The sequence below is a fragment of the Paenibacillus sp. TAF43_2 genome (genome assembly GCF_052113545.1).
In the GTDB taxonomy this organism is placed as follows: Bacteria; Bacillota; Bacilli; order Paenibacillales; family Paenibacillaceae; genus Pristimantibacillus.
The window spans coordinates 1-11,586 of the sequence record NZ_JBFRDK010000188.1 but is presented as its reverse complement, the minus strand read 5'-3'; the positions used below and the strand labels follow the sequence as shown (position 1 = coordinate 11,586).

Genomic DNA, 11,586 nt, shown 5'->3' with positions numbered 1-11,586 from the left:
CTAGACCGATTGTATTAACAAAAACTTGTTTCTTAAACCATTTTTTTGTTATCTATAGGTAAATATTTTGTTAAGATTCATTCACTCATTGGTATCAAGAACTGCAACAAAATTCACCTTCTTCCATGTTTCTATGAGCGTCTTAATCTGAAACTGCTTTTTCTGGAAGCGATACCATGAAGATTAAAATAAAGTGCGCCTCTTAAAGTAAGCGCTTACCATGAACGGATTATACCAAACTTTTTTTCACTTGGCTACAGTTAATTTCATTCTTTTTTAAGTGCGATTAAATCCATGGGTGCACGTGTAGTAATGGCGTCAACTTTCATCCTCAGAAACCATTCCATCGCTGACCGAAAGTTCACTGTATAAACCCATACCTTCAAACCTAAAGCGTGCGCTCGAATTACGATTGGCGGAAGACAAGTAAAGCCATTCATATTGAGCCCTGCGTATCCAGCTTGCTTAGCTTCACTGCAAACAGCCTCCGCAAAGTCGCCATATCGCTCCATTTGTTCCAAAGTCAAATCGTCCGGCGTATTCAGCATGACTTGAATATCCGGGTATCTTACCGTAATGTTATCGGAACATCCTGTAATGAAAACCCGTTTTTGCGCTTCAAACTGGTGAATAAGCCTAACCGTCGGATCAATAGCATCTACCGTTTTTATATCCAAATTCAATTTGATTCCTAGCGAAGCCGAAAGTTTAAGCACTTGTTCCAACGTCGCAATTTCATGATCTTTATAAATTGGATCGAGCAGCGGCCGTATATCCGGATTATTTAACTGTTCGAAGGTGTGTGAGTGAAGATAAGGTGAATCATCATGCAGAAGGATAGCAATACCATCTTGGGTTATGCGCACATCGACTTCTACGATATCTGCGCCAAATTTAATGCCTTCTTCAAATGATGTCATTGTGTTATCCGGATAAACACCACATCCCGTATGGGCTGCAACCATCGTGTTATGCATGCCATGTCTCCTCTTTCTAATATTAAAATGATTCCGCTTTCAAATTAGGCGGAGACGCCTTCCGTTTCCAAGCTTAGTACCCCATCCATATGAGCTAACGCTGCGATAGATACCTCATAGTTTTTTATTTTCTTTAATTTCAACTGGATACGAATCGTTAAATGCCGATCACTTAGCCGCTCCTCTTCTTCGTCGTTGTTTATCGTGAGCTTGCTGATTTGCAGTCCGCTTTGATTCAAATGCATCAAAACAAGATTAAGACCAGCTGATGTTTTATCCATTTTTATTAGCAACTCGCGTACTTTTTTCGTTCGGGAGAAAAGCTTCTCAACCTTGTTCAATAAAAACAAACTCACCACCACCAAGAAGGTCGCTATGACAGCGCCGTAGTAAAATCCTGCACCTGCAGAAAGTCCAATTGCTGCCGATACCCACAATGAGGCTGCCGTAGTCAATCCGGAAACACCAAACCCATTTCGCATAATGGTACCTGCACCGAGAAAACCGACGCCACTGATTACTTGAGCTGCCAACCGAGCAGGATCTAAACGAACATTTGGTTCTGCGGCGAAATCAGAAAATCCATACATGGATAACAATACAATGACAGCCGAACCAAGACAAACCAAAATATGCGTCCGGAAACCCGCGGAATGTCCGCCAAGCTCACGTTCTAGTCCAATCAAACCGCCAAGTACCAAAGCCAATAATAGTCGTAGCGTTATCTCAAATAAACTAATTTGCCAAACAGTCGGATCATATTGGAGATCCATCGTGTTCCACTTCACCTCCTATGCGCTGGTATCGATATTAGTTTTGAATAACCACTCATTATTAGGCAGCTGGATAAATGGTATTATTTACACTACAAGATTTCCATCTTTTTCTCAACAGATTTTTCTCAGGCTTACCGAAGCGTTTGATAGGTGCCCTAAAATAACTTAATGACGAATCATCAATCTACTACTTGATTTTTTCACATCTCTATCTGTCAGCAAATGTAACACCACCCGTAAATCTATGCCAGTCTTCTATTTCAACTGATGATTTCCTAGCGAGCGATATAAAAAAAGAATGGATTTTGGCAGTTTCCTGTCCATCCACTCTTCTATTTTTCGTATGCTATACCTGCAGAGTAGCAGTAATTGGATAATGATCTGATGGGTATTTGCCATCGTACTTGCCCTTGTCGACATTCGCTGACACGATCCGAATATTCGGCGTAACGAATATATAATCGATCGGCTCACCTTCTTCGCCGCCCTCAAAACCATGATAAGTGCAGCCCGGATGTACAGCAGGATTGGTGTATGTATGACGCAGCCCTGCTTGGATCAGAGTTTGTATCGTTTTGGTTTCCGGTTCACAATTGAAATCACCTGTTAGAATCGCCGATTCTCCACTGGCAATATTCATCTTATCCAAGATGAGCATAGCTCCATTTATTCTTGCTTCCTCGCTTATGTGATCCAGATGTGTATTCAGAATCAGATATTCCTGCCCGTCGATTTGCCCCAGCCTCACCCAAGTGCAAATGCGCGGACAAGCGGTGTTCCAGCTTTGAAAGCCAAGCTGCTCCGGACGTTCAGACAATCCGAATGTACCGCTTTCGACTGGCTTAAGCCTATCTTTCTGGAAGAAAATCGCGCAAAACTCCCCCTCTTCGCCGCCGAGCCTGCCCTCCCCGATCCATTCATATTCGGGAAGCAGCGCATTCAAGCTCTCAAGCATAGGCAAGCTTCCTTCTTGCGTGCATATAACGGCAGCTCCAGACGCTTTAATCGCTTCTGCAGCCGCTTCGACACGGTTAGGCCAAGCATTTTCCCCATCCTCAGCGACATGGATACGAAGATTAAAAGACATAATTGATAATTCCATAATGATCCCTCCTAACATGAGTGTAAGATAAGCATATGGCGAGTTGACGGGATAATCAACCCTTGGTTAATGTGACATTCTATCTATAATAAAACGTCATTTCCCAAAAGCAATGCGCAATAAAGCTTTCATGACGCCGCTTTACTGGTTTATCTTTTTACTAATATAGAGCCACTTATTACAGTAAATTTATTGCTATTAAAGGACTAGGAATGCAAGATAACTATTGAAATAAATATGCTGGCGACCTTTTTAGGCTGCACATATACTGGAATGGCTCTGCTTAGAATAACTCCTTAAATAACAGAATTGACAAAAAGCTTCTTCCGGAATAAAATAAACACATAGTTAATGTTAAGTAATCTAACATGAACTTCTCTTGTATAAGCTCATAAATTGGTGTGAGCGTCTCGACCAGGCAACCGTAAATTGCCCCAGGCTACAAGAGGCCGTTAGTGAAGATACTCTAATTTTTTTATTTCAGAAAAATTAGATCTATTTCACTACGCGCCTCTTCAGCCTGGGGTTTTATTGCGTTCAGCCTAATCATTCATTCTAAAGGAGCGATTGTGTATGAATAAGCCAAACTCGCATGTTGAATCCGCATTGCAATACCCTCGTGATTGTACATTTACTCTAAATGATTGGAATGTTCTTTCTCAGTTCTGGTATCCTGTGGCCATTGCTGAAGAAGTAACAAATAAACCAGTTGCTGTGAAGCTGCTTGATGTAAAGCTCGTTTGTTACCGCAGCAGCCACGGCAAAGTCGTAATTGCTCGTGATCTCTGCTTTCACCGTGGAGCACCTCTGAGCAAGGGTTGGATTGAAAACGATGAAATCGTATGTCCTTACCATGGTTTTCGATATAACTGCGAAGGGATATGCACTGCCGTTCCAGCCCATTCTGACTCCAAAATATCGCCCAAACTCAAATTAATCATGTATCCGGTTATTGAGAGATATGGGCTGATCTGGACATCTTTAGCCGCTGTAGACGAACAAATTCCGCCGTTCTCTGGGTGGGACGATCCGGATTTTATTAATATATTACCTCCAAGCTTTGATATTGCCGGTTCGGCAGGACGCCAAATGGAAGGATTTTTAGATGTTTCTCATTTTGCATACGTGCATACGGAGACGTTCGGAGACCGCAATAACACAGAAGTTCCACAATACAAAGTAACGCGTGACGGGAATCAGCTTCAAGTAGACTATTGGAGCACCGTAAGCAATTACGGTAAAGGCCAGGAAAATCCCGCTCCAGAAGGATTCATGTGGCTTCGCGCGTTTCGTGTATTTGCACCTTTCGCGGCCTCACTAACTGTACATTTCCCAAATGACGGCAGGCTCATGATTTTGAACTGCGCATCTCCAGTCTCAGCACGTTACACTCGTTTATTTTGTCCAATCTCACGGAATTTTGATAAAGAGCTTCCGATTGAAGATACGATTAAATTTAATTTGCAAGTTTTTCAGGAAGATCGAGAAATGGTTGAATCCCAAACACCAGAAGATCTCCCCCTCGATTTGATGGCCGAAGCCCATATTCCAGCTGACCGCACTTCAATTGCCTATAGGCAGTTGCTTACACAACTTGGCCTTGGAAGAACCTACACATCTTAAGAAATATGTTTACAGCTGACTTCTAAACAAATCATTGAAAAGAAAGATCACCAAGTTACCAACAAAGGCTGCCGATAAGCTCGGCAGCCATTTGTAGTTACTCTGTAGTTTCAACTATGTTTTCCATAATTACAGTTAATCAACGGTTAATAATTGCTCTATAAAACCGCCAATTTCCAGCTTCCTGTCCACAAAATGAATTTCCAAAATCCAATCGCGAGGCTTACCATTCGAATCCGGATCTCTCATTGGAATATGATTATCGGTATGAATATAGTTTTCAACGGATTCTCCCTGTATTACTTCATGAGGGAATTCACCAATTAGGTGACCCGCATGAGGTCCTCCAAACTCCCATCCGTATTTTAAAGCGAGATGGCTAACATAAGTATAAAGTTCACTGCCTGTAATCGCAGATTGAGACTGAAAATAGGCCTTCCCTTCATCCCAGGCCTCAACAATATCATTTTTCAGTTTTATTTTTGCTGGATCATCTCCTAGCACGAAGGTTCTACCGAAATCAGCTTCCCAATCTTCAAAAATTGGGCCGAAATCCAGAAATATAATATCATCTTTGGAAACAATCCGGTCAGGCGGGTTTTCTCTATATGGAAACAACGTATTTTTGCCAGCTCGCACAATTCGTTTATGCCAGTATTTCTTGATACCAAACATCTCGAATGCCAATTGATAGATTTCACGATTTATTTGCTTTTCAGTTACATCAGGACGTATAATTCCTTGATCTTCGATCGCCTTGAATAGTTGTTCCGCCTTGCTTTCAGCCTCTCGTAGCGAGGCATGCCGTTTACTTATCGATAGATCCATTTCCCATTCTCCTCTCTATTCTATGAACCTTCTGAAGAAAGAGAACTTACCATATCTTTCAAAATAATTCTAACGTTTTATTGCATCAATTCCAAATGAAATTAGAATCAATCATTCAAATCGTAAACAGATTAAAAAATAGTCGGTACCATTCCCCCATCCATACGGATTGGAGAGCCTTTAAATGCGGATGCATAAGGACTGCATAGAAATGCAGCTAGTCTACCTATTTCAATAGGCTTGATAAATCGCAGTATTTCAGATTGAGGCAGGTTTGTAGTCATACAATCTCTCTCTTTTTCTGAAAAAGTCATATCTTCATTTGAGTATATGCCCTCAATGATTTGATGCACATTTTCAGAGAGAGTTGGTCCTGGCAGGATTGTATTCACTGTAACTTCTGTTCCAACTGTTAATTTGGATAAGCTTTTGGACAATGATAATAGCATTGATTTTGTCATACAACACTGAGGCATTTGACCTGAAGGCATAATTGCTTCTTCACTCGCAATAAAGATAATGCGGCCATAATCATTTTTCAACATTTTAGGTAAATTAAATTTAGATAATCCATTTGCGGCAAGCACGTTCGTACTGAAGTATTTTTCTCAAATCTCATCGTCAACGTCTTCATATTTCATCATTTCATAGATGCCCATACTATTTACTAATATATCAATAATGGGGTATTTTTCGAATAAAGCTTCTCTTTGCGCAATATCCACAATATCGGCTGTAGCATTTTGAGGTGAGGTAGCCGGGAAATCTGACTTGATTTCATAGTATCGACATCAGATCAGCTAGTTTTCCGGTCCAATATGAAGTTAATTTTCGCTGTTGGATCCATTTCAGCATATCGTCACATGGAGTTGTTGCCCTCCATGTAGTCAATTATGTAATAGTCTTACTCTTTAACTATAATCCTAAATACATCTGTAGATAGGGAATAAATAGTTTTACTGCGCCTCTTGGTTCGAATACTCTCGTGAGATTCCGTGACCTATACTCTAATAAAACGAAAACCCAGCATAAGGTAGCTGGGTCTTATTTATAAATTTCTCTCTTTTATATCGTTTAGTATCACTAACGCTTCACGTAAATTTTCCACGGTCCCATCGTTATTATATTTCTCCACTAATTCTGCTACAAATAACATATCATTCGAAGCCCCGTAATCGTTTACCGTGTGTGCTAACGCTTCATATACGACAGGTTCAAGGGCGTGGCTATCGAAGCGGGTTATATACGTTCCGTCATTCGAAATAATTCGCTCTAGGCGCTCGCTTGCCTCTTCAAGTGATAAAGTCGGTGCGGGTTTGCTTGCGAATGCGTTGGGCATATAGGTTTTAAAGGCGATTCCACCAATAATGAACACGGTTAAAATAATAGCGATTATATCACGTTTTAAGTCCGTAATCATGGAAACCTACCTCCTAAAAGTCTGAAACGTTTTCGCACCTCACTTACATATATCGCAGGAAATTCCGGCTTTTCGTGTAATAATCAAGACTTTACTTTTCTCCTTTTGTTATCTGTGCAATCGTTGTTCCTCATATTCATAAATTACTTAAATTACTTACCTGTAAATTTAAATCCATTACTTCCTGCCTTATTTTTTCAAGTTTATTGTACAGCTCTTCGAATTTTGGATTAGTGATTTCTAAGGAAAATGCCTCTTTTTCTGCTTGCTTTAATTCCTTGTCTTTCTGCTCAATAGCTTTTAATAAAAAAACCATATTTAGTTTGGTCACGTTTCATTTCTCCTTTAAACGTAGAATCAACTTCAACCTCGTTAATTCAAAAACTCTATTAAGACCAAATTAGTAGACATACGCAAAATAGCCCCCCAAAAAGTAATGATGTAATAATAGTTAATTGAGTACTGTTTTCTTTATTTATAAGAGCACGGAATGTACTTAAGAAAAACAACATAAATAAAAAAGCCAATATAGCAAATAAAAAAGCCATTAGTTTTCCCCCTAACTTTGAATCTATTAAAAGGTTATCCGACTCTTTGGCATAAACTCTCTACTTTTACATAATACGGATTTATCATTCAATAATCGTATGTATAAGCACTTCCCTAATTATAATACCACATATTGGAATCTATTAGACTAATTATACAATTCTTATTACCCATGACTGTCTATTAGCTTAAAAAAATGAACAGGCCATCACTGGGCCTGCTCATCTATTTGTGCTATTCTACTAACATTCTCTTTGAGCATAACAAATTCATATCATCTACTTCATTCGTTTAGAGATTGGATGATTTTCTTTCATCTCCAATAAATCCCAAATGTTCCCATACAAGTCCTTAAATACTGCTACCGTACCATACGATTGTTCTACTGGATCTCTAACAAATTCCACACCTCTTGAAATCATTTCATTATAATCTCTCCAAAAATCATCTGTGTTTAAAAACAAAAAAACTCTACCGCCGGACTGGTTACCTACAAAGAGCTCTTGTTCAGGCTTTGATGCTCTTGCAAGTAATATTGTGGTACCAACTGAACCAGGCGGAGATACCACTACCCATCGTTTATCTTGCTCTGGCTGATATGTGTCTTCAACTAAAGTGAAATTTAACTTCTTTGTATAAAATTCAATTGCCTCGTCATAATCTTTTACAACAAGAGCGATATGTATTATAGATTGAACCATATCCCAAACTCCCCTACATTTCATAATTTCTTACTAATTCTATTTTTTTCAAATAACAATGCTTGACCTAAGTGCTCTCCAAAATCATTCTGATTATTACCCTTTTTCAAAACCAATAATAGTAGTTATTATACATTTACTTTTACTATTATTTTAGTAATTTAACTATTCGCTCATAGTCGTAAATGTTATGTGTCTTAAATGCCAACTTATGATCATTATGTCCTTCAACAAAACTAAAAATAATGTAGTCTTTATTTCTTACATAATTAGAAGAAAGATTGCTCTTAGTGATTACCTTAACAAGCTGAGCATCCATATCCGTTTGAAACATAGATTTTTTCATTATTCTGACGTTTGATTTTGTTATCCAAAATTCACCTTTAACCCGTTCATTATCAATAAGAATCGTCAAGTCCTTAATTTTCGTTTCAGATTCTTCTCCCTCAATTTCTCCAATGTTTGAGAATGCAATGGCATCGTTAACTACACTTTCCTCATGCTTACTGGATGATACGGACTGAATTGACTGGGTTTCGCCACTGTTTTTATCTAGTAATTTTTGCAATAGATTCACAATTTCGGCCAATCCAATAAAGAGAAATCCTGAAATAATAGCTGAAATCCACCAGTACAATGCAATTACGATCTGGARATCGCCATATTCATCTGTTGATAAAGCAAATCCTGAAATAATGCCAATGGCAATTATAAGTATTCCTATAGCCAACAGGCAGGTTGAGACGGTATTTCTCATCATTTTCGACCCCTCATGTGTATTGGGAATAAGTTCCATAGTGAAAACATATCAAAATTCCGTGACATATACTAGTAATTTCATTTCCTAATCCAATAGCTAAACTTTCATTGTTCTACTTATTCTAAAAAATAATTTAATTACTACACTAGCACTCAATGAAAAAGAGGCTGTTCCAAAAGCGTAAATCTCACTGAAGGGATAGCTCGCTTTGAACAGAAATATTGCAAAATATGAAAAATAGCCGTACAGGGTGATCTATTCCTGTACGGCTATTTTTTCGCGCATGTCCATGTATCTTCTTCCTCATCGTATCGCATATGTAGGCATAGATAATGACTTTTGTTAACATTTTGGGATGATAACTGTCTCGACCGCCACCTGGATAGGCGGCTGAAAAAATGCGATCACTCAGACGGTTCACGGCAGTGTTACCGACACGAACGAGGTGATTTTCGGGAATATCTTCAGCTAAATCCATTGGCAGGGTAAGCTGGTCCATGGTATATTGAATGTACATAGAAACCTTCCTTTCGAAGATGGTTGGGTGGTACCTCCATTTTACCAAAGGTTGGTTTCTTTGTTTTTTTACAGATTTCAAAACTTTGAAGAGGGTGTCTCTAAAGCCTATGGCTTTTGGGACACCCTCATTTTACTTTTCTGATCTATCGTTCCCATCATTTCTCCAATTACACTTTCCGATTCAATCATCCACCGATCACAAGTTAGTAGTTGTATCTACTTTCGAGACTGACCCTTATTTTCACTTATGATTTCGAAATTGTCTTCTATAATCAGTCGGTCCAAATTCAGCATATTTTTTAGATTTTTCTATTAAATAGAGAACATTCGAATATCCAATACATGATGAAAGTGAACTCATAGGGATGTTCCTCTCAGAAAATTGTACTTTTGTATCGGGGTTTTTGTACATTTCTTTCAAAATAGTTTGAATATATTGGAATGGTAGTAGATTTCAACTGAAAGGAGATGTCTGAATGTGAAGGTGTAACGGTTGTTGTACCTATCATCATAATCGGACAAGTCATTAAGGCTAGTATCATAATAAAGGAGATGTCGCTCATGTTAAATATCCTTGATTTTGAATTTGAAGAGGTCCCTATCGGAGGTGGGTCTTTGCCCTTGGCTGTAAATGCAGGGGCTTCCGAACTACCACTAACTGAAATTTGGCTTAGTGTCACCGGCTCTAATCAGTATATCTTCATGTACTCTACCATTGGATGGCAAGCACAAATCACCACTACGTCTATTGCTCCCGAGCTTGTCTTCCGCATTCGGCGCGGCGGATTTGGAACAAATTYTCCCATTGTGTTTCAAACATCGGATTCTGCTTTGCTAATTGGAAACACGGCTATCAGTATGAATATTGGAATGACTACAGCATTTGATCACACGGAGCTCCCACCAACGTCAGTAATAGGAGTAGCACAACAATATTTCTTAACCGTTCAGAATATAGGAGTTGGCAATGCTTCCATTGTCGGTCCTGTAAATTTAACAGGGTTTGTATTAGGATAATTGAAGAATACAGCCAATGAAATCACCATAGTCTACAATAGAGGAGTTGTGATTTAAATGCTCAATATCCTTGACTTCGACAAGGAAGAAATTCCAATTGGTTCAGGGTCGCTCCCTTTAAATTTAACCCCAGGCCCCGAACTTGCCTTGACTTCAATATTCCTCAATATTTCCAGCACAAACGTCAACTTATTAATATCTGCTACCGTAGGATGGGAAGTACAGCTGCTGAATCAAACCATCATACCTGAGCTTATCTTCCGAATTCGCCGTGGAGGTTCGGGATCGAGCTCCCCCATCGTCTTTCAGATACAAGATTCTCAGTATTTACCGGACTTCCAACAATTCATTATGCCTATCAACTTTAATACTTCATTTGATCATTCTGAGAATCCTAGCCCATCAATCGTAGGTAGTTATCAACAGTATTATTTGACTGTTCAACAAATTGGCATCGGAAATGTATCAATTATTGGTCCTGTCAATTTAACTGGCATGATTCTCGGTTAAAAGCAGGGTCACCGATGTAATCTGAAAAAAGTGAGGAATAGACCTATGCCAAGTATTTTGCAATATGCTACACAGGAAGTTCCCGCAGGCGGCGGATCGTTGCCCCTAGGACTAACGCAGGGGGTTGAGATTCATTTAACGTCAATATGGTTAACAGCCACAAGCTCAACGAACCAGCTTCAATTCTGGGGAAATGTCGGTTGGGCGTTACAACTTCTCAATCAGGCTGTATCTCCCCAACTAACTTTTCGTATTCGTACGGGAGGATTCAGCCCAACAGATCCTATCGTATTTCAAACCACGGACTCCGAGCTATTTCCTGGTAACATGGGCTTTATAACTCAGGTATCATTTAACACTTCCTTCACTCATACGCAAGTACCAAATCCAACGTTAATTGGTGTCGCTATACCCTACTTTTTGACCGTTTCCTATTTTGGCCTCGGAAACGTGGCCATTACCGGACCAATAAACCTTACAGGGCAAGTTCTAGGATAATAGAAGAAAACAACTTGTTCCTACAGTTTGTAGGTGACAAGTTGTTTTTCTCCATATATAAAATCTACCATGAGGAGGACATCTATTTGACGAACATACCGGTTACTATGGGTGCGCAATCACAGCAAGAGCCTTCCATTACCGTTAATACTTTGAACAACTTAACCGTCATTGTTACATCTAGCAGCATTTCTACAGGAACTTCCAGAATTAATGTATATGTGTCGCAGGATGGCGGGAATACGTACCCCTCCACTTTGACGCTGCCATTGCCCCCTGGTTTTACTACCCAAGGCAATGCTATTG

The 11,586-nt window shown here is 39.4% G+C and carries 12 protein-coding genes, 3 pseudogenes and 1 riboswitch; of the genes and pseudogenes, 5 read left to right on the top strand and 10 right to left on the bottom strand.

The genetic code is table 11. The annotated features are described in order from the left end of the window. Positions 1 to 266: 266 nt before the first annotated feature. The 3 genes from AB4Z17_RS27765 to AB4Z17_RS27755 all read right to left on the bottom strand — a co-directional run bounded on the left by AB4Z17_RS27765 (position 267) and on the right by AB4Z17_RS27755 (position 2,855). The gene (locus AB4Z17_RS27765; RefSeq protein WP_441963388.1) at positions 267 to 977 is read right to left on the bottom strand and encodes a glycerophosphodiester phosphodiesterase; all 711 of its coding nucleotides are present in this window, start codon (positions 975 to 977) and stop codon (positions 267 to 269) included. Positions 978 to 1,021: 44 nt separating this feature from the next. Next, entirely contained in the window at positions 1,022 to 1,750 is a 729-nt protein-coding gene (locus AB4Z17_RS27760) for an MgtC/SapB family protein (protein ID WP_441963386.1), read from the bottom strand. A 349-nt stretch (positions 1,751 to 2,099) separates the two neighbouring features. Then, positions 2,100 to 2,855 carry an endonuclease/exonuclease/phosphatase family protein gene (locus tag AB4Z17_RS27755; RefSeq protein WP_441963384.1) on the bottom strand — a complete coding sequence of 252 codons (756 nt, stop codon included), beginning with the start codon at positions 2,853 to 2,855 and terminating at the stop codon, positions 2,100 to 2,102. Positions 2,856 to 3,214: 359 nt separating this feature from the next. Then, a riboswitch (purine riboswitch) is annotated at positions 3,215 to 3,317 on the top strand. Positions 3,318 to 3,428: 111 nt separating this feature from the next. Between AB4Z17_RS27755 and AB4Z17_RS27750 the strand changes: the two genes are divergently transcribed. Then, on the top strand, positions 3,429 to 4,478 hold the full coding sequence (locus AB4Z17_RS27750) for a Rieske 2Fe-2S domain-containing protein (protein WP_441963382.1): 1,050 nt from the start codon (positions 3,429 to 3,431) through the stop codon (positions 4,476 to 4,478). 135 nt (positions 4,479 to 4,613) lie between these two features. Here the strand turns inward: AB4Z17_RS27750 and AB4Z17_RS27745 are convergent, their stop codons facing one another. The 7 genes and pseudogenes from AB4Z17_RS27745 to AB4Z17_RS27715 form a co-directional block, all read right to left on the bottom strand. After that, a complete protein-coding gene (locus tag AB4Z17_RS27745) occupies positions 4,614 to 5,306 on the bottom strand; it encodes a M24 family metallopeptidase (protein ID WP_441963380.1) in 693 nt (230 codons plus the stop codon). A 131-nt stretch (positions 5,307 to 5,437) separates the two neighbouring features. Then, positions 5,438 to 6,085, bottom strand: a pseudogene (locus tag AB4Z17_RS27740) (SDR family oxidoreductase); the annotation flags it as partial. A 269-nt stretch (positions 6,086 to 6,354) separates the two neighbouring features. After that, entirely contained in the window at positions 6,355 to 6,726 is a 372-nt protein-coding gene (locus AB4Z17_RS27735) for a hypothetical protein (protein ID WP_441963378.1), read from the bottom strand. A 136-nt stretch (positions 6,727 to 6,862) separates the two neighbouring features. Next, positions 6,863 to 7,057, bottom strand: a complete 195-nt coding sequence (locus AB4Z17_RS27730; protein WP_441912372.1) for a hypothetical protein — start codon at positions 7,055 to 7,057, stop codon at positions 6,863 to 6,865. A gap of 496 nt (positions 7,058 to 7,553) precedes the next feature. Next, positions 7,554 to 7,976, bottom strand: a complete 423-nt coding sequence (locus tag AB4Z17_RS27725) for a VOC family protein (protein ID WP_441963377.1) — start codon at positions 7,974 to 7,976, stop codon at positions 7,554 to 7,556. A 148-nt stretch (positions 7,977 to 8,124) separates the two neighbouring features. Next, positions 8,125 to 8,736 carry a hypothetical protein gene (locus AB4Z17_RS27720; RefSeq protein ID WP_441963375.1) on the bottom strand — a complete coding sequence of 204 codons (612 nt, stop codon included), beginning with the start codon at positions 8,734 to 8,736 and terminating at the stop codon, positions 8,125 to 8,127. A 319-nt stretch (positions 8,737 to 9,055) separates the two neighbouring features. Then, a pseudogene (locus AB4Z17_RS27715) lies at positions 9,056 to 9,253 on the bottom strand (IS1182 family transposase); the annotation flags it as partial. A 470-nt stretch (positions 9,254 to 9,723) separates the two neighbouring features. Between AB4Z17_RS27715 and AB4Z17_RS27710 the strand changes: the two are divergent. From AB4Z17_RS27710 to AB4Z17_RS27695, 4 genes and pseudogenes are all read left to right on the top strand, one after another. Beyond that, positions 9,724 to 10,272 (top strand): hypothetical protein, encoded by a 549-nt coding sequence (locus AB4Z17_RS27710; RefSeq protein ID WP_441963373.1) that lies wholly within the window; start codon positions 9,724 to 9,726, stop codon positions 10,270 to 10,272. A gap of 57 nt (positions 10,273 to 10,329) precedes the next feature. Further along, on the top strand, positions 10,330 to 10,782 hold the full coding sequence (locus AB4Z17_RS27705; RefSeq protein WP_441963371.1) for a hypothetical protein: 453 nt from the start codon (positions 10,330 to 10,332) through the stop codon (positions 10,780 to 10,782). Between the two features lie 30 nt (positions 10,783 to 10,812). Beyond that, positions 10,813 to 11,280, top strand: a complete 468-nt coding sequence (locus AB4Z17_RS27700) for a hypothetical protein (protein WP_441963369.1) — start codon at positions 10,813 to 10,815, stop codon at positions 11,278 to 11,280. A gap of 86 nt (positions 11,281 to 11,366) precedes the next feature. Continuing rightward, positions 11,367 to 11,586, top strand: a pseudogene (locus AB4Z17_RS27695) (sialidase family protein); the annotation flags it as partial.

Bases quoted from the DNA above. Each gene is read 5' to 3' on its own strand.
- AB4Z17_RS27765 (WP_441963388.1), bottom strand. From the start codon at position 977: ATGCATAACACGATGGTTGCAGCCCATACGGGATGTGGTGTTTATCCG.
- AB4Z17_RS27760 (WP_441963386.1), bottom strand. From the start codon at position 1,750: ATGGATCTCCAATATGATCCGACTGTTTGGCAAATTAGTTTATTTGAG.
- AB4Z17_RS27755 (WP_441963384.1), bottom strand. From the start codon at position 2,855: ATGGAATTATCAATTATGTCTTTTAATCTTCGTATCCATGTCGCTGAG.
- AB4Z17_RS27750 (WP_441963382.1), top strand. From the start codon at position 3,429: ATGAATAAGCCAAACTCGCATGTTGAATCCGCATTGCAATACCCTCGT.
- AB4Z17_RS27745 (WP_441963380.1), bottom strand. From the start codon at position 5,306: ATGGATCTATCGATAAGTAAACGGCATGCCTCGCTACGAGAGGCTGAA.
- AB4Z17_RS27735 (WP_441963378.1), bottom strand. From the start codon at position 6,726: ATGATTACGGACTTAAAACGTGATATAATCGCTATTATTTTAACCGTG.
- AB4Z17_RS27725 (WP_441963377.1), bottom strand. From the start codon at position 7,976: ATGGTTCAATCTATAATACATATCGCTCTTGTTGTAAAAGATTATGAC.
- AB4Z17_RS27705 (WP_441963371.1), top strand. From the start codon at position 10,330: ATGCTCAATATCCTTGACTTCGACAAGGAAGAAATTCCAATTGGTTCA.